Annotated in this window: 15 protein-coding genes; 11 read left to right on the top strand and 4 right to left on the bottom strand. The window is 69.1% G+C overall.

Going from position 1 to position 16,543, the window contains the following annotated elements; all coding sequences use genetic code 11:
- Positions 1 to 681: 681 nt before the first annotated feature.
- The 3 genes from ACWEPG_RS21855 to ACWEPG_RS21845 all read left to right on the top strand — a co-directional run bounded on the left by ACWEPG_RS21855 (position 682) and on the right by ACWEPG_RS21845 (position 3,768).
- On the top strand, positions 682 to 1,461 hold the full coding sequence (locus tag ACWEPG_RS21855) for a GNAT family N-acetyltransferase (RefSeq protein ID WP_452595296.1): 780 nt from the start codon (positions 682 to 684) through the stop codon (positions 1,459 to 1,461).
- 77 nt (positions 1,462 to 1,538) lie between these two features.
- Positions 1,539 to 1,997, top strand: a complete 459-nt coding sequence (locus tag ACWEPG_RS21850; RefSeq protein ID WP_450114272.1) for a MarR family winged helix-turn-helix transcriptional regulator — start codon at positions 1,539 to 1,541, stop codon at positions 1,995 to 1,997.
- A complete protein-coding gene (locus ACWEPG_RS21845; protein WP_450114271.1) occupies positions 1,990 to 3,768 on the top strand; it encodes an AMP-dependent synthetase/ligase in 1,779 nt (592 codons plus the stop codon). The genes ACWEPG_RS21850 and ACWEPG_RS21845 overlap by 8 nt, the downstream gene beginning before the upstream one ends.
- Positions 3,769 to 3,798: 30 nt before the next feature.
- Here ACWEPG_RS21845 and ACWEPG_RS21840 read toward each other — a convergent pair whose 3' ends face one another.
- A complete protein-coding gene (locus ACWEPG_RS21840; protein WP_450114270.1) occupies positions 3,799 to 4,383 on the bottom strand; it encodes a hypothetical protein in 585 nt (194 codons plus the stop codon).
- Positions 4,384 to 4,806: 423 nt separating this feature from the next.
- On the opposite strand from ACWEPG_RS21840, the gene ACWEPG_RS21835 reads away from it, so the two are divergent.
- Positions 4,807 to 6,363 carry a carboxylesterase/lipase family protein gene (locus tag ACWEPG_RS21835; RefSeq protein WP_452595295.1) on the top strand — a complete coding sequence of 519 codons (1,557 nt, stop codon included), beginning with the start codon at positions 4,807 to 4,809 and terminating at the stop codon, positions 6,361 to 6,363.
- 30 nt (positions 6,364 to 6,393) lie between these two features.
- Here the strand turns inward: ACWEPG_RS21835 and ACWEPG_RS21830 are convergent, their stop codons facing one another.
- Positions 6,394 to 6,837: a MarR family winged helix-turn-helix transcriptional regulator gene (locus tag ACWEPG_RS21830; RefSeq protein ID WP_450114268.1), complete on the bottom strand. Its 444-nt coding sequence runs from the start codon at positions 6,835 to 6,837 to the stop codon at positions 6,394 to 6,396.
- 135 nt (positions 6,838 to 6,972) lie between these two features.
- Between ACWEPG_RS21830 and ACWEPG_RS21825 the strand changes: the two genes are divergently transcribed.
- Positions 6,973 to 8,166: an MFS transporter gene (locus ACWEPG_RS21825; RefSeq protein WP_452595294.1), complete on the top strand. Its 1,194-nt coding sequence runs from the start codon at positions 6,973 to 6,975 to the stop codon at positions 8,164 to 8,166.
- A gap of 10 nt (positions 8,167 to 8,176) precedes the next feature.
- Here the strand turns inward: ACWEPG_RS21825 and ACWEPG_RS21820 are convergent, their stop codons facing one another.
- The gene (locus ACWEPG_RS21820; protein WP_452595293.1) at positions 8,177 to 9,421 is read right to left on the bottom strand and encodes an MFS transporter; all 1,245 of its coding nucleotides are present in this window, start codon (positions 9,419 to 9,421) and stop codon (positions 8,177 to 8,179) included.
- Between the two features lie 115 nt (positions 9,422 to 9,536).
- Positions 9,537 to 10,289, bottom strand: coding sequence for an IclR family transcriptional regulator (locus ACWEPG_RS21815; protein WP_450114265.1), 753 nt, complete (start codon positions 10,287 to 10,289; stop codon positions 9,537 to 9,539).
- Between the two features lie 261 nt (positions 10,290 to 10,550).
- Here ACWEPG_RS21815 and ACWEPG_RS21810 point away from each other — a divergent pair, with 261 nt between their 5' ends.
- Genes ACWEPG_RS21810 through ACWEPG_RS21785 form a run of 6 tightly spaced genes read left to right on the top strand, consistent with a single transcriptional unit; the run spans position 10,551 to position 16,533 of the window.
- Positions 10,551 to 11,618 (top strand): NrtA/SsuA/CpmA family ABC transporter substrate-binding protein, encoded by a 1,068-nt coding sequence (locus ACWEPG_RS21810; RefSeq protein ID WP_450114264.1) that lies wholly within the window; start codon positions 10,551 to 10,553, stop codon positions 11,616 to 11,618.
- Position 11,619: 1 nt separating this feature from the next.
- On the top strand, positions 11,620 to 12,486 hold the full coding sequence (locus ACWEPG_RS21805; RefSeq protein ID WP_450114263.1) for an ABC transporter permease: 867 nt from the start codon (positions 11,620 to 11,622) through the stop codon (positions 12,484 to 12,486).
- Positions 12,483 to 13,280 (top strand): ABC transporter ATP-binding protein, encoded by a 798-nt coding sequence (locus ACWEPG_RS21800; RefSeq protein ID WP_450114262.1) that lies wholly within the window; start codon positions 12,483 to 12,485, stop codon positions 13,278 to 13,280. Before ACWEPG_RS21805 ends, ACWEPG_RS21800 begins: the two co-directional genes overlap by 4 nt.
- 9 nt (positions 13,281 to 13,289) lie before the next feature.
- On the top strand, positions 13,290 to 14,339 hold the full coding sequence (locus tag ACWEPG_RS21795) for an ABC transporter substrate-binding protein (RefSeq protein WP_452595292.1): 1,050 nt from the start codon (positions 13,290 to 13,292) through the stop codon (positions 14,337 to 14,339).
- Positions 14,336 to 15,379 carry an LLM class flavin-dependent oxidoreductase gene (locus ACWEPG_RS21790; RefSeq protein ID WP_452595291.1) on the top strand — a complete coding sequence of 348 codons (1,044 nt, stop codon included), beginning with the start codon at positions 14,336 to 14,338 and terminating at the stop codon, positions 15,377 to 15,379. The genes ACWEPG_RS21795 and ACWEPG_RS21790 overlap by 4 nt, the downstream gene beginning before the upstream one ends.
- Positions 15,376 to 16,533: an LLM class flavin-dependent oxidoreductase gene (locus ACWEPG_RS21785; RefSeq protein ID WP_450114260.1), complete on the top strand. Its 1,158-nt coding sequence runs from the start codon at positions 15,376 to 15,378 to the stop codon at positions 16,531 to 16,533. Before ACWEPG_RS21790 ends, ACWEPG_RS21785 begins: the two co-directional genes overlap by 4 nt.
- Positions 16,534 to 16,543 lie beyond the last annotated feature (10 nt).

Below are 16,543 nucleotides of genomic sequence, written 5' to 3'. Positions count from 1 at the left end.
TGGGAGAGTAGGACACCGCCGTACATAACATCCCCGGTTGCCCGGGATCAGGAGTTTTCTTCTGGTCCCGGGCATTCGGCATTTCTGGGGGTGTTTTCGTTTCTTGTTGGGGGCTGGTGCCGGCGTTTCCGGTGTGCTCGGCCGGCGGGGAGGCCGTGCAGTGATGCCGGTGGCGGGTACTCGGTGCGGCAGCATCCCGCGGCACCGAAAACCCCTGTGCACACACCCGATGCCGCCTTCACACACGGAATGCACGCGCAAAGGCCGTGTGCACCGACGGCAGGGCGTGTGCACACGACAGCTGGCCGCCCGCCGCCAAAACCCCCGTGCACACACCCGATGCGGCGTCCACATACCCGCTACACGTCCAACCCCTGTGTGGACCGGCGAACGCCTGTGTGCTCGTCCCGGAGGGGAGTCCGCGCCGCGATGCCGGCTGCGGTACGCCGTCCGCGGCACCGAAAACCCCTGTGCACACACCCGATGCCGCGTGCACACACCGAATGCACGCGCAACGGCCGTGTGCACCGACGACGGGGCGTGTGCACACGACACTTCCGCTAACCGGCGCGGAAAACCCGTGTGCACATACCTGTTGGAGCGTGCACACACGGAATGCACGCATAAAGGCCGTGTGCACCGACGAAAAGTCGTGTGCATCGGACTACCTAGGATCAGGACGTGAATCGGATACTCGGCGCGATGGACGCGAATCTGGCATCTCACGCGTCGCACCTGCACTCGGCGATACCAGGGGCTCGGGTACACACCAGCGACGATCTGCTTCTCGCGGACAGCGGCCTGCACGACGACACCTTCAACCTGATCTGTCGTGCGCGGTTCACGATCGACGATGCGTCGGAGCGCGTGGAGGAAACCGCCGCACTCGTGCGCGCGACGGGGCGCCCGTTCTCGTGGTGGGTGGGCCCGGCGGCGACTCCCGCGGATCTGCCTGCCCTGCTTACGGTGAACGGATTCGTGGAGCAGGAATCCGAACTGGCCATGACCGCATCACTTTCCGATGTCCCGGTTCCCGGCACTCGCTCGGATCTGCGGCTCGAAACCGTCCGCGATCGGCGGACGCTCCGCGACTACGCGACCCTGATGGCGGCGAACTGGACGCCGTCCTCGGCCACCGTGGTCTCGTACTTCGACACGGTTGCCGAGGCGGTCCTGCGTCCGTCGTGTGCGAGTACGTTCGTCGTCGGGTATCTCGACGGACGTCCGGTCAGTGGCGCCGAGGTGCACGTCAGTGATGGTGTCGCCGGCCTGTACGGCGTCGTCACTCTCGACGAGTTCCGTCGTTGCGGTCACGGCACCGCGGTGACGCTGGCCGCCCTGGACGTGGCACGCAGGGCAGGGACGCGGATCGCCGTCCTGGAAGCGAGTGCCCAGGGTGCGCCGGTCTACTCGCGGATCGGGTTCACCCCGGTAGGTCGGTACACCGAGTTCGCGCTCTGAATCGACGTAGCCGGGATCACTCCAGGGACTGCATACCGGGGGTATTCACCCGGCTCTATCGGCGATATAGTTGCGTCATGCAACACAGCGGTGCCGTGACGCAGGTGCACGAGGAGCTCGTACACCTGGTGCGGCAGCTGATGACCGGCGATCGAGTGGACGCCGGTTCCCCGACATTCGCCCAGCACTCGGTGCTCTCGTTCATCGACCGCCATCCCGGCTGCCGGGCGACCGAGATCGCCGATGCTTTCGGGGTGCACCGGTCGACCGTGTCGAGGCAGGTGCGTGGATGCGTCGACAGCGGTTGGGTGAGTGCCCAAGCCGGACCCGTGCGTACCGGTCATCCGCTCTCGATCACCCCGGCCGGTCGAGAGGTGCTGGTACTGGCGGCGGAACACCGTCTCGCCGAGGTGGCCGGCCGCGTCCGTGGCTGGTCGGATTCGGATGTCCAGCAGCTCGGCGAACTCTTGCACCGATTCCGTACGGCGATCCCAGATTCCACTCCCGACAACAGCGGAGGCGACCCGAATGCGTGAATACGCGACCTCGCCCACCTTCACCATCTCCGACGACGATTCAGTCGTGCGGACGGTCTATCGGCACGCCCGAGAGACGCCGGACCTGGTGTTGTTCTCTCGTCCACGTGGCGACGAATGGGTGGATGTCACGGCCGCCGAGTTCGCGAACCTGGTCACGGGTGTGGCCAAGGGGCTGATCCGGGGTGGCGTGCAGCCGGGAGACAGGGTCATCCTGCTGTCGGCGACACGCTTCGAGTGGTCGCTCCTCGACTTCGCGATCTGGGCGGCCGGCGCCGCGTCGGTGCCGATCTACGATTCGTCCTCGGCGGATCAGGTGAAGTGGATCGTCGAGGACTCGGGCGCCAAGGTCGCGATCGTCGAGACCGCGTTCCATGCCGAGTCCTTCGTCGGTTCCGGTGCCCGGGTCCTGCAGATCGACGACGCCGCCGTCGAGACGCTCCTCGCATCCGGTGCGGACCTCGACGACGACGTGGTGGAGCAGCGGGTCTCGGCTCTGCGGGCCGACGATCTGGCGTCCCTGGTGTACACCTCCGGGACGACGGGACGACCCAAGGGCTGTGTGCTCACGCACCGGAACTTCCTGTCCGAGATCCGGGGCATCCTGGCCTCCAGCGTCGGCTCGGTCGCTCGTCCCGGCAACCGGATGCTGACGTTCCTGCCGCTCGCGCACGTCCTCGCCCGCGCCGTGTCGCTGGCGATGTTCGAGGCCGGTGGCACCCAGGCCCACTGGTCCGACTTCGGGACCATTGTCGGACAGTTCGCGAGGTTCCGTCCGAACGTGATTCTCGGTGTGCCAAGAGTTTTCGAGAAGGTCCGCGATGCCGCGGCGCAACAGGCATCGGCCGGGGGAACGCTGAAGAAGCGCGTATTCGACTTCGCGGAGACCACGGCCGTCGAGTACAGCGAGGCGCTCGACTCGGGCGCGCCGTCGCCGCTGTTGCGAGTCAAGCACTTCGTCGCCGATAAGCTCGTCTACTCGAAGTTGCGTGCGGTCCTCGGCGGCGAGTGCTGGTGGGCGATCTCCGGCGGCGGAGCGCTCATGCCGCGCCTGGGTCACTTCTTCCGCGGTCTCGGCGTCCCGATCTACGAGGGCTACGGCCTGACGGAATCCACTGCGGCGCATTGTGTCAACATGCCGCGGGCCCAGAGGATCGGGAGTGTCGGGCAGCCGCTCGGCGGCAACTCCGTCCGGATTGCCGACGACGGCGAGATCGAACTGCGCGGCGGTGTCGTCTTCGGTGGGTACTGGAACAACGACGCCGCGACCGCGGAGGTCTTCGACGGCGACTGGTTCCGTACCGGTGACCTCGGGTCGCTCGACGAGGACGGCTACCTCACCATCACCGGGCGCAAGAAGGATCTCCTGATCACCGCCGGTGGCAAGAACGTCTCGCCGGGGCCGCTCGAGGACCGGATGCGATCGCACGAACTCGTGTCGCAGGCCGTTGTGGTCGGGGACGGGCGGCCGTTCATCGGGGCGTTGGTCACGGTGGATCCCGACACGTTCGCGCGATGGCGCACCGAGAACGGCAAGGCCGAGGACGCCACGGTGGCGGACCTGAGCGAGGACCTGGACCTGCGAGCCGCGGTACAGGCGGTAATCAACGACGCGAACTCTTCGGTGTCGCATGCGGAGTCGGTGAAGAAGTTCGTCATCCTCTCCCGCGATCTGACCGAGGAGAGCGGCGAGCTCACCGCGACGTTGAAGATCAAACGCAATGTCGTCGCCGAACGGTTCGGCGCCGAGATCGATTCGCTCTACTCCTGAACCTCGATGACCCGTTTCACACGAAACGGGTCACCAGAGCCGGAAGGCCGCGTCCGAGACCGTGAAGCCGTGACCCGCGGCGCTGGCACATGTCACGCCGGTGTGTTCGTCGACGGTGCAGGTGAAGCCCTGTACCCGTAGCGCCGACCCGTAGGGAAGTGCCTTAGCGGTGCCGTCGAAGCGGTGGAACGCGGGATCGCCGGTGGCGGCGAACTCGCCGGGACCGGCGGCGGTCACGCGGATTGCGTTCGGGGCCATGGTGCCCGGACCGCCCGGAGCCGGCACCTGTGGCGCTGTGGCGGGAAGTTTGCCGTGGCATCCGGCCACCGGATTCGGGGCGGTGACGACGGCGCACTCGAACTTCGAACTCGGGCTGGTGAAGTAGTACGACCCGCTCGCGCCGCCCATGTACTCCGCCACCTGCGCCGCGGGTGCGGTGCTTGTGGTCGTCGGTGGGGTTCGCGTGGTGGTGCGTGGTGCTGCGGAAGTGGTTGTCGTCGCCGTCACCTGCTGCGTGGTCGGGGCGGCGGAGCCGTCCACCGACTGCGCGCAGCCCCCGACCACAGCTGTGCAGCAGACGACGGTGAGCAGCAGAATGATTCGTGACGCACCCATGCGCGCCATCGTAGGGCTTGGCCGACGGCGTCGGATCGACCGAGTGGTGGTCGCCCGGCCGCTGCGCAAGCGTGCACAAGTCTGCGGCCCGGGCCCGACGCACCTGCCGACGGCCGCGACGTCATGGCCTGCGGACAGGTCGAACTCGCCCGGCCCGACCTCGTTCACGTCGGGCGAGAAGGACACCGTGGGCGATCGTGGCTCCGAATCCGGAGAGGCGCCGCCGGTGACGCCGGCACGCCGACCACGTGGCGGTGGTCCGGGGCCTGGGGCACCTTCATGTGGGCCATTGCACCTGATCGGGTGGCTGTGAGGTGGTGCTCGCCCCGACCGCTGCGAGACGTGCGTGACGAGCAGACGCCGAGCCGGGTCGCCCCTTGGTACGTTGGCGAATGACGTGACCGCGGCCCGAGGGAGGCAGTCGTGCAGACCGACGAGAACGGTGCAGTGACGTCACCGGACACCCTGACGGTGCGGATATCGGACGGCGCACTGCGCGGATATGCAGCGGGTTCGGTGCTCGTGTGGAAGGGCGTGCCGTACGCGTCGGCGGGGCAGGGCCGCCGGTTCCGCAGTGCGCTGCCGGTGACGCCGTGGGACGGTGAACGCGACTGTCGCGACTTCGGCCCCATCGCGCCGCAGGCCAAGGCCATGCAGGTGCCGATCGATCCCGACCTGGTGCAGGACGAGGACTGCCTGTCGCTGAACGTGTGGGCGCCGCGTCCGGACGGAGAGCCGCGACCGGTGATGGTGTGGATCCACGGCGGCGCGTACTGCGTCGGTGCCTCGTCGCAGACGGTGTACGACGGCAGGCATCTGGCCGAGACCGGGGATCTGATCGTGGTCACCGTGAACTACCGGCTCGGTGTGTTCGGGTTCCTCGACTTCTCCTCGTTCGGGGCGGAGTTCGAGTCCAACATCGGATTGCGGGACCAGATCGACGCCCTCGAATGGATCCGCGACAACATCGCCGCGTTCGGGGGCGACCCCAGCAACGTGACGGTGTTCGGGGAGTCGTCCGGCGCCGGGTCCATCACCACGCTCATGACGGCGCCGCGGGCGGAGGGCCTGTTCCATCGCGCGATCGCGCAGAGCGCGCCCGCCACGTCGGTGTACGGGACGGAACGGGCGGCCGCCGTCGCCGCCCGGTACCTCGAGCTCGCGGGACTGGCGCCGGCCGACGCCGGGCGGCTGCGGGAGCTGCCGTTCGAGGAGCTGACCCGGATCGGCGACAAATTGCTCGACGATGTTGTCACCTCCGTGCCCGGAACGCTCGCGATGGCGCCGGTCGTCGACCGGGATCTGGTGCCGAAGTACCCGGTGGCGGCGTTCCAGAAGGGACTCGCGCATCGGATTCCGCTGATCATCGGAACCAACAGGGACGAGGCGTCCATATTCCGGCTGACCCGGTCGCCGATCCTGCCGGTCACCGCGGACACCGTGTCGCAGATGTTCGACGCGATCGCGGCCGACCACGCGGACCTGTCGCCGTCGCGGATCGCCGAGGTCATCGCCGCCTACCCCGACTTCATGAAATCGACCGGGGCGATGGCCGTCTCGCGTGATGCCGCGTTCCGGATGCCGTGCCTGTGGATCGCGGACGCGCACTGTTCGCACTCGCCGACATGGGTGTACCGCTTCGACCACGCCACCCCCATGCTCAAGGCCGCCCGGGTCGGAGCGAGCCATGCCACCGAATTGCCCTACGTGTTCGGCAATTTCGGCACCCTGAACGTCGATCCGACGTTCTGGCTCGGTGGGCGAAAGACCGCGGTCGAGGTGGCGGGCCGGATGCAGCGGCGCTGGTTGGCGTTCGCCCGGCACGGGGTGCCCGCCGCGCTGGACGGGTCGAAGCACTGGGCCCGGTACACGGATGACACCCGCTCGACCCTGTTGATCGACAAGTCCGACACCCTCGTCTCCGATCCGGACCAGGCGCTCCGGGCCGCCTGGGGCAATGAGGTGATGGGCTTCAGCTGAGCGGGCGGCAGCTGACCGGCGCGGCCGCCGTCAGCGCGGCAGGGCGTGCAGTGCCGCGACGAGCGGTGCGAGTTCCGGTGTGGCGCAGGCTTTGTCCAGTGCCTGTTCGAGGGTGGCGTCGTGGGTGGGTCGCGCCCGGTCGAGCAGCGCCCGCCCGGCCTCGGTGACCTCGGTGTAGATCCCGCGGCGGTCGTCCTCGCACAGGTACCGCGCGAGCAGTCCGCGGCTCTCGAGCCGGTTCACGAGTCGCGTGGTCGCGCTGCTGCTGAGTGCCGCGGCGCGGGCCAGCTGTGCCATGCGCATGTGCCACCCGTCCTGGCGTCCGAGGGCGTCGAGGACGGTGTACTCGACCACCGACAGGTCGTGCTCCCGTTGCAGTGCGCGTTCGAGCTCGGTGTCGAGCAGTCCGTGCAGGGCCGCGAGGGTCCGCCAGCCCTGTGCTCGCACCTCGACCGCGTCGTCCGCGATACCCACGTCCACCTCCCGTTGTCGTCACCCGAGCATAGCCGCTTGCGCTGATAGTCGGCGCGTGCAACTATTTATGACGCGCCTGCAACTAATGTATGCGCGCGATATCTGCTCAAGCAATCGAAATGTGGAGGAACTCGGATGCCTCTCGGTCTCCTGGCCCTTGCCGTCGGCGGGTTCGGTATCGGTCTCACCGAATTCGTGATCATGGGCCTGTTGCCCGAGGTCGCGGGCGATTTCGCCGTCTCGGAGGCCACCGCCGGGTACCTGATCTCCGGCTACGCGCTATCCGTCGCGGTGGGTGGCGTCGTGCTGACGGCCGCCGCCGGACGCTTCGACCGCAAGCGGGTCCTCATGGCTCTGCTGGTGCTCTTCGTCGTCGGCAACGCGCTCAGCGCCCTCGCTCCGACCTACGACGTCATGCTGGCCGGCCGGATCGTCGCGGCACTGTGCCACGGGGCATTCTTCGGGATCGGGGCCGTCGTCGCCGCCGACCTGGTCGCCCCCGGCAAGCGCGCCGCCGCGATCGCGATGATGTTCACCGGCCTGACGGTTGCGAACGTGCTCGGAGTGCCGGCGGGGACCTTCATCGGTCAGCAGTTCGGCTGGCGGTCGACCTTCTGGGCGATCACCGCGATCGGGATCGTGGCGCTCGCAGGCATCGCCGCCCTGGTCCCGTCCACCACCGGCGACCGGACCGGCGGCGGCCTGCGGGCAGAACTGCGAGCCTTCCGATCGGGGCAGGTCTGGTACTCGATCGCGATCACGGTCCTCGGATTCGGCGGCATGTTCGGGGCGTTCACCTACATCGCCTACACGCTCACCGAGGTCGGCGGGTTCGCCGCCACGACGGTGCCATGGCTGCTCGTGCTCTTCGGCGCCGGATTGGTACTCGGAAACACCCTCGGCGGACGAGCCGCCGACCGGGCGCTGACACCGACGCTGATCACGATCCTGGCCGTGCTGACCGTGGTGCTCGTCGTGTTCGCGCTCACCGCGCACAGCAAGCCGGCGACGCTGGTGTCGCTGATCCTGATGGGCGCCTTCGGGTTCGCCACCGTCCCGGGCTTCCAGATGCGGATCATGAACCATGCGGCGTCGGCGCCGACGATGGCATCCGGCGCCAACATCGCCGCGTTCAACCTCGGCAACGCCATCGGTGCGTGGCTCGGCGGGCTCGCGATCGCCGCGGGACTCGGCTTCACTGCCCCGATCTGGATCGGTGCCGCCGTCACCGCGACCGGTCTGCTGGTTCTGCTCGTCGCCACCGCCTCCGAGCGGCGCGCGGACGTCGCCAGCGAACAGGCTGTGTCGAAGGTGCCCGCGCCGGTGTGAGGGCCGGGGTTCACACCGGTGGATCGGCAGGGGCGTCGAGTTCACGCAGGGCAGGGAGCAGGAAGCAGATCGCGGCGATCACGCACACCGGGATCGCGAGCGTGAAGAACGTCGCCTGCAGACCGACGGCGTCGATCATCGGTCCCGCGAGCAGGTACCCGAGCGGACCGGCCGCATAGGCGGTGGACGTCATCACCCCGACGACCCGCCCGCGCATGTGCTCGGGGCTGCGGGTCTGCATGGCGTAGTTCGCGATCGGGCCGACCGGGCCGTACACCAACCCGATCGCCGCGGCGAGGACGAGCGTCACCCACAGCGGCGGCAGGAACGCCATCCCGACCATGCAGAGGCCGAGCGCGGTGACGGCGACCAGCATCAGGGTCCGGCGGCGCACCCGGACGGCGAGCGCGCCGTAACCGAGGGCCCCGATCACGCCGCCGATGCTCATTGCCATCAGCACCCAGCCAAGCTGCGCGGGCTGCCCGAGGTCGGTGAAGTGCACCGGGAACAGGACGCTCTCGACCGGCATGTACAGCGCCACGATGGCCATGTCGACGAGGGCGAGGGTGCGGAGCAATCGGCTGCGCCACACGAACTTCAGCCCCTCGAGGGTGCCGGACCACATCGATGCCGGCCGGGTCTCGTGGTCCGGTACCCCGGCGCCGGCGAGGCGCAGGAACGCGATCGTCACGATCGACCCGGCGAAGCAGGCCGCCGTCACCCACAGCGTGTTCACCGGGCCGACGGTGGCGATCAGCACGCCACCGACGCCGGGCCCGATCAGATACGCGACGTTGTAGTTCGCCTCGTAGAGACTGTTGACGCGGTCCAGTCGCCAGCCCGCGGCGGCGGTCGCGGCAGGCAGCATCGACTCGCGGGCCGAGATGCCGGCCGGGTCGAACGCGGCGCCTAGCGCGGCCAGGGCCGCGATCAGCGGCACCGACAGTCCGATCGTCGCGGACGAGACGGGGATCAGCGCCACCGACAGCGCCGACAGTGAATCGGAGACGAGCGAGGTGCGACGGCGGCCGAACCGGTCGACGACGGTCCCGGAGAACAGCGACGAGAGCAGCAGAGGGAGCGTCGCGGCGCCGGCCACGACGGCCGCATCGGTGGCCCGTCCGGTCTGCTGTAGCACCAGCCACGGCAGAGCCACGATCGTGATGCCGTTGCCCGTCGCGGACAACAGGGTTGCGAGGTTGACCAGCAGCAGGGGCGTCAGCCGGCGGGTCGAGATCGCCGTCGGCGCGGTCATGTCGGGGCCCTTTCAGGACGGGGGAGACATGACTCGACGCTAGCCCGGTGGACCACGGCGCGCGAGCGAATTTCCGCGAAGTCGTCGGAACCGACGGTGGCCGGCACCCGGTGGGTCAGTCGAGTACGGCCGCGATCTCGCGGGCGGCCACTTTCGCCAGATCGACGAGGAACGGAATTCTCTGGTCGATCATCAGGTCGACCGGACCGCGCACGCCGAGGGCGAATCGAACCCGTTGGGTTTCCCCGCCGATCGGTACGCCGATGGTCCGAAATCCCTGTTCGAGTTCCTCGTCGTTGAAGGCGTATCCCCGTTCCCTGGTCAGTGCGAGCTCCTTCCCCAACTCCACCGGTCCGGAAATCGAACGGGCCGTGCCGTTTTCGTACGGCAACCGGGTCAGCTCGTCGTCGGTCGCCTGTGACCAGGCCAGCAGGGCCTTGCCCAGTGCGCTCGCATGCAGGGGGAGACGCAGACCTTGCAGTTCGTGTCCGTCGGCCTCGCGCCAGCGACTTGTCCCCAGGAGTACCGCGTCGTTGCCGTGGCGGGTGGCAATCGACGCGCTGGCGCCGGTGATGGTCGCCAGTTCCTCGAGGTGCGGTTCGGCGAGGTAGATGCGGTGCTGCCGGTACGCGATCTGGCCGTACTCGGCGAGCGCGCCGCCGAGTCGGTAGCGGCTGGTCGCCTCCACCTTGTCGAGGAATCCGGCGTCGACCAGTGCGGTGAGCAGTCGATGCGTCGTGCTCACCGCCAGGCCCTGCCTACGGGCGATCTCCGAGACACCGAGGTGCTCGCCGCCGCGGAAGCATCCGAGCACCGCGAGGGCGCGCGTGACGGACTGGAGCTGACCGTGGGGTTGGGGGGTGGGCACGTCGCGGACGCTAGCACAAGGCGAGGCGCACCATGGGGAGATCCTTTCCGGATTGTGGAAAGAATCGACCGCAGTCGGTCGGCTCCGCTCAGCGAAGTGGCGTAGAACATCCAGACGATCTGCTGGTCGAGGTTCGAATCACAGACCCAACCTTCGAGTCAACCTTTCCGATCAGCGGAAAGGTATGGCTGGGCTCCTCGGTGCTGCGGACCTAACGTCGTCGCTACCGAACCCGCCACCCCTCGACAGGAGCCGAATTCGATGCCTCCCATCCGCCGACTGCCCCGGGCGCGTGCCGCGCTCGCGATCCTTCCCGTCGTCGCGTTGGTTGCGGCATGTGGATCCGGGGGAGAAGACACGAGCGAGGCCGCGCCGGGCGCCGAACCCACCTTCGTCCTCAAGGTCACCGACGGCGGCAACGCGGGGCCTCTCGCGGTCGCCAAGCGGGACGGCACCTTCGACCAGGCACTCGCTCCGCTTGGGGCGAGGGTCGAGTGGGTCAATGCGCCGCCCGCGTTCAGCGCGAACCTCAAGTTGTTCAACGCCGGCCAACTCGACGTCTCCGGTGGTGCCTACAGTCCGGTCGTCGGGGCACTGTCCAAGGACGTCGGCGTGCGAATCATCGCCGTCGCCGATCCGGTGGACCAGGACCAGGCCGGCATCATCGCCTCGCCGGACTCGGGCGTGACGGAGGTCAAGGACCTCGTCGGCAAGCGCATCGCCGTCAACCCCGCAGGCAAGGGCGAGTACATCACCCTGAAGGCGTTGCGGCAGGCCGGTATTCCCTTCGACCAGGTCGAGCGGGTCCCGCTGCAGCCGTCGGACGCCGCCTCCGCCTTCTCCACCGGCCAGGTCGACGCCTGGGCGTCGTTCAACGACCCGTACCAGGAGGCGAAGGCCCGTGGTGGCGTCGAGATCGCGACCGAGGCGAGTATCGACTCGAAGGACAACACGATCGTCGCGTTCCGCACGGAGGTCCTCGAGAAGCGTCCCGACGTCGCGGCGAAGTACCTCGAGACGCTGCAGCAGTTGACCGAACGGCAGCGGAGCAATCCCGAGGACTTCCAGAACGTGTTCGAGAAGGCCGGTCCGCGAGCACTGTCCGGTGACCGGCTCGCCCGCGCCGTCGATCTCGGCAGGCGGGCATCGGTGCCGCACCACCCGACTGCCGCGGACGCCGCGGACCTTCAGGAGGTTGCGGATCTGTTCTTCCAGAACGGGGTGATCACGCGGGCGGTCACCGCGAACGACGTCTTCTACCCATTGCAGGAGAAGCCGGCCCAGTCGCCCGCGGCGTCGAACCAGTCCGCTCCCACCCCGGTGAGCTGAGATGGCCGTCCTGACCTCGCCCCGGGCGAAGAGCGGCGGCGAGCGCGCAGTCCCCGGGCAACTCGAACTGGAGACGCCGCGACACCGGGCGGGCCGCCGGCGACCGCGCTGGGTGTCGGTGCCGCTGCGTTTTCTGGTGCCCGCCCTGATCGTCGCGGCCTGGTGGATCGGCTCGGCGACCGGCGCCATCCCCGAGGAGATCCTCGCGGGACCGCCGAAGGTGTGGGCCGCCTTCACCGAGCTGTACCAGACCGGGCAGCTCGTCGACTTCTCGCTCGCCTCGTTCAAGCGGGCCGCGCTCGGGGTACTGCTCGGGGTGGCCGGCGGGCTGGTGCTCGGGGTGCTGTCCGGGCTGTCCAGCCTCGGCGAGGAACTGATCGACTCCACCATGCAGATCAACCGGGCGATCCCGTTCCTCGCGCTGGTCCCGTTGTTCATCGCCTGGTTCGGTATCGACGAGACGTTCAAGGTCCTGCTGATCACCGTCGCGACGGTCGGCCCGATGTACGCGTACACCTACCTGGGTGTCCGCAATGTCGACCGGAAGATGGTCGAGGCCGCGCAGAGTTTCGGGCTGCGGGGGCCAAGGCTGGTCGTCGAGGCGATCCTGCCCGCGGCGCTGCCCGGGGTACTGATGGCGCTGCGAATCTGCCTGTCCATCTCCATCACCGGCCTGATCGCGGCCGAACAGGTCGGCACCCGGGAGGGCATCGGCTACCTGGTCACGCTCGCGCAGGAGTACAACCGCACCGACTACATGGTGCTGTGCGTGGTGCTGTACGCGGTGCTCGGTCTGGTCTTCGACGGGGTGGTGCGGATCGTGGAACGGTTCGCGATGCCGTGGCGCGGACAGGTGGCGATCCGATGAGCCCCGAAGCGCCCCTGCCGCCCCTGGCCCGTCGCGCGCAGACCGCGACGGCCGCGAACGACCGCCGCGCGGGCCAACCGGTTGCGGTCTCGATCAGCGGACTGCGCAAGACATTCGGTGACAAGGTCGTGCTCGACGGCGTCGACCTCGAGATCCGCCGCGGTGAGTTCGTGGTCCTCCTCGGGCCCTCCGGCACGGGCAAGACCACCTTGCTCCGGCTGCTCACCGGACTCGAGAAGCCGGATGCCGGTACGGTTCTCGTTCCGACCCGTCGCACCACGGTCTATCAGGAGCCGCGGTTGATCCCGTCCAAACGGGTCCTGGGCAACGTCACCGTGGGTCAGTCGCGCACGAGCGAGACCCGGGAGCGGGCCGCCCGTGCGCTGGCTGAGGTCAACCTCGACGGCAAGGCTCGGCAGTGGCCGGCAACGCTCTCCGGCGGTGAGGCGCAACGCGTCGCGCTGGCCCGGGCACTGGTCCGCGAGCCCGAATTGCTCTTGCTCGATGAACCGTTCGCGGCGCTCGACGCCCTGACCAGGCTGCAGATGCAGGATCTGGTCGGCGACCTCGTGGCTCGCCACCGCCCTGCGGTGCTGCTGGTGACGCACGACGTCGACGAGGCGGTCCGGCTGGCCGACCGGGTGTTGATCCTGAACGAGGGCCGATTTGCCGTCGACACCGACATCGACCTCGCCCGCCCCCGCGACCGCACCGACCCGGAATCGCTGCGGTATCGCGCGGCCTTCCTGTCCGAGCTGGGCGTCGGTCGCACCACTTCCCCCACAACCACCTAGGAGCACGAGATGACAGCTGTAGCGGACACCGTCCTCGACACCCTCTGGTACACGCGCTGCCCCGTGCCCACCGCGAGCGGTCTGGCGCACAGTCTCGGCTGGTTGGGGGAGAGCGCCGCCAGCGCCGGAGTCGGGCTGGGAGTGTTGCAGGACGCCGGTCCCGAGCTGGCGGCGCGACACTTCGACCACCAACTGCTCGGCCTGATTCGCGAGGGCGGCAACGTGCCTGCCCTCGCGGCTCGCTCCGAGGGCTCGCCCACCCGGCTGATCGGCCTGACCTGGATAGACGAGGCCCAGGCGATTCTGGTGGCCCCCGACTCGTCCGCCACCGGGCCCGGTGATCTGGCCGGGCTGCGGATCGCGATCCCGGCGTGGGCGCAGGACCGGACCCGCAGCTTCCCCCGGGCGATGGCGTTGCACGGATTCGCCGACGCGCTCCGCCTCGGTGGACTGACCTTGGCCGACGTCCGGCCCGTCGAGGTCGAGGTGGAGCGCAGCCCGCAGGTGCGCACCGATGCCCAGTCCGGTCGCAGGATCACCACCTGGGGTGTCGAGGCGTTGCTCGATGGCGAAGTGGACGCGATCTACGTCAAGGGCGCTCGTGCCCAGGAAGTGGCACGGGAGCACGGACTGCGCGTGGCCGTCGATCTGGACGCCACCGAGTCGAAGCGGTTGCGCGTCAACAACGGAACCCCGCGCCCGATCACCGTGCACGCCGAGCTGCTCGAGACGCGACCCGACCTGGTCGTCGGGTTCCTCGCGCAGACGTTGCGTGCCGCGGACTGGGCCGCCGGCAATCTCGACGAGGTTCGCGAGGTGCTCGCCCGGGAAACCTTCTCCGGCGCAGTGGGAGTGGAGGCCGCCTACGGCGACTCGTTCCACCGCGACCTGCACCCGACCCTGTCGGCCGAGCGGCTCGAGTTGCTCGACATCCAGAAGCAGTTCCTCTACACGCACGGCTTCCTGGCCGCCGACTTCGATCTCGGGTCGTGGGTCGCGCCGGAACCCCTGCAGCAGGCGAGCGCGCTGCTCGCCGGCGAGCGAAAGGTGACACCGTGACCGAGTTCCTGTGGGAGTTGCCGGTCCGCGGTGACGGGCGGCACGTCGACACCGTCTCCGCGCGCCGCGACGGCTTCGACTTCCTGGACCAGGTTGTCCTCGCTGCCGAATTGTCGGGCCTCGACGGTGTGGTCGTCCCGTACGACCCGGCGGGGGAGGAGTCGTGGGTGGTCGCCGGGTCTGCCCTGCGGCAGACACGGCACGTCCGGGTGGGCGTCGAGTTCCATCCGGCGTTCGGGACACCGGTGTACGCGGCCAAGCTGTCGGCGACCCTGCAGCGGCTCTCGAACGGCCGGCTCGACTGGCGGTTGCGCGTCGAGACCGACGAGGCCGACGCCGCTGCCCGCGGTGACCGGGTCGCCGGCGCGGACCGCTACCGGCGGGCAGCCGAGTTCCTCACCGTCGCCCGCGGGGTGTGGAACGAGGAACAGGTGCTACCCGCGCGGTTCGGCGGTACCGGCTTCGAGTTCGCCGGCGGGTACTACGACGTGACCGACGGCGGATTCCGCGGCATCCTGTCCGGGCTGCCGTTCCCCACCGTGTACCTGATCGGCGATTCGCCCGAGGCGCTGGCACTGTCCGCCGCGCACGGCGACGTGCACGTGTTCGACGAGACCGACGGTGTCGACGAGGCGCTGGCGTCGCTGCTGGAGGCCGCGAGCGGTCACGGCCGCACCGTCCGGGCCGGCCTCGCCTTGCCCGTCGTCGCCCGCGAGACCGAGGACGAGGCGTGGGCCCGCGTGCTGCGACAGTGGCGCGAGGTGCATCCCGGGGCGCCCGACGCCGAGGTCCGGGCACTCGCGGGGCAAGGCCCCCGCTGGGCGGGATTCCACCACATCGGCTACGGGCACTCGACCGGGCTCGTCGGTAGTTACGAGCAAGTGGCACAGGCGCTCTCGGAGTACCGGGACCGCGGGTTCGAGGTCTTCGAGCTCACCGGGCACCCACACATCGAGGAACTGCACCGTGCGGGCGAGCACCTGCTGCACCTCGTCGACCCCGCCGGCCGCACACTCACCGGGACGGAGACCCACGCATGAGCACCGACTTCTACTGGCGCATCGGGATGGAGGGCGACCACGCATCGCTGCGCACCCCTCGTCGCTACAACCGCGGTCACGCGGGCGGGCACGGCCCCGGAAACATCGCGCCCGCGATCCGCGCAGGCAGACTCGACGGCTACAGCTACATCGACCACATGGCCGCGGTGGTGAAGGCATCGGAGTCGGCCGGATTCGTCGGCGGGTTGCTGCCCTCGTTCCCGATCACCGAGGACCCGTGGGCCGCGGCCTCGGCGCTGGCCCGCGAGAGCGACACCTACCGGTTCATGGTGGCGTTCCAGCCCGGCTTCCTGCATCCCGTACAGGCGGCGCGGATGTCGGCCAGCCTGCAGCGGGCCACCGGCGGACGACTCGTCTACAACATCATCAGTGGCGGCGGGGGAGCGCCGCAGCTGTGGTGGGGCGACAAGGTCGCGCACGACGACCGCTACGCCCGCACCACCGAATTCCTCGACGTGCTGCGCGGGGTGTGGGACGGTACCCCGCTCGACTACGACGGCCTTTTCTTCCGGACCGAGGGCGCCGCGCTGTCGCCCTTGCTGGCGGGGCAGCCGTTCCCCGAGGTGTACTTCTCGGGGTCGTCGGGCGCCGCGGTCGCCGCTGCGGGAGCACACGCCGACCACTACCTGTCGTGGCTCGAGCCGTTCGCGGACCTGCGGGCCAAGTTCGACGGCGTCCGTGAGCACTCCGCGAAGATCGGCCGCACACCGAAGTTCGCGGTCCGCATCGACATCGTCGCCCGGCACACCGAGGAAGCGGCGTGGGCGGAGATCGAGAAGGGCTGGGCCTTCGTCGACCGGGACGCGGCCAACCGCGCCGCGCAGGGCGACTCCGTCGGCGCCGCCCGCATCGCCGGCTGGGTGCCGGAGAACATCACCGGGTACCGCGACCTCGAGGTCCAGCCCAACGTGTGGTGCGGCTTCAGCCTCATCCGCGGCGGGCCCGCGTTCGGCCTCGTCGGCAGCTACGAGCAGGTCGCCGAGCGGCTCGACCAGCTGATCGATCTCGGCGTGGACGCGTTCATCCTCGCCGGCAACCCCCACCTCGAAGAGGCCTATCGCGTGGGCGAGGAGGTGCTGCCGCTGCTGCGTCGCACCACTCCCACCCAGGTCCGCAGTCTTTCCGTCCGATAGGAGCAATTAC

Source organism: Rhodococcus sp. NPDC004095, from assembly GCF_053604015.1.
This window is presented reverse-complemented; position numbering and strand designations above follow the sequence as displayed.

Excerpts from the sequence above, each read along its gene's own strand:
- ACWEPG_RS21850 (WP_450114272.1), top strand. The coding sequence starts at position 1,539 with ATGCAACACAGCGGTGCCGTGACGCAGGTGCACGAGGAGCTCGTACAC.
- ACWEPG_RS21845 (WP_450114271.1), top strand. The coding sequence starts at position 1,990 with ATGCGTGAATACGCGACCTCGCCCACCTTCACCATCTCCGACGACGAT.
- ACWEPG_RS21840 (WP_450114270.1), bottom strand. The coding sequence starts at position 4,383 with ATGGGTGCGTCACGAATCATTCTGCTGCTCACCGTCGTCTGCTGCACA.
- ACWEPG_RS21825 (WP_452595294.1), top strand. The coding sequence starts at position 6,973 with ATGCCTCTCGGTCTCCTGGCCCTTGCCGTCGGCGGGTTCGGTATCGGT.
- ACWEPG_RS21820 (WP_452595293.1), bottom strand. The coding sequence starts at position 9,421 with ATGACCGCGCCGACGGCGATCTCGACCCGCCGGCTGACGCCCCTGCTG.
- ACWEPG_RS21810 (WP_450114264.1), top strand. The coding sequence starts at position 10,551 with ATGCCTCCCATCCGCCGACTGCCCCGGGCGCGTGCCGCGCTCGCGATC.
- ACWEPG_RS21805 (WP_450114263.1), top strand. The coding sequence starts at position 11,620 with ATGGCCGTCCTGACCTCGCCCCGGGCGAAGAGCGGCGGCGAGCGCGCA.
- ACWEPG_RS21800 (WP_450114262.1), top strand. The coding sequence starts at position 12,483 with ATGAGCCCCGAAGCGCCCCTGCCGCCCCTGGCCCGTCGCGCGCAGACC.
- ACWEPG_RS21795 (WP_452595292.1), top strand. The coding sequence starts at position 13,290 with ATGACAGCTGTAGCGGACACCGTCCTCGACACCCTCTGGTACACGCGC.
- ACWEPG_RS21785 (WP_450114260.1), top strand. The coding sequence starts at position 15,376 with ATGAGCACCGACTTCTACTGGCGCATCGGGATGGAGGGCGACCACGCA.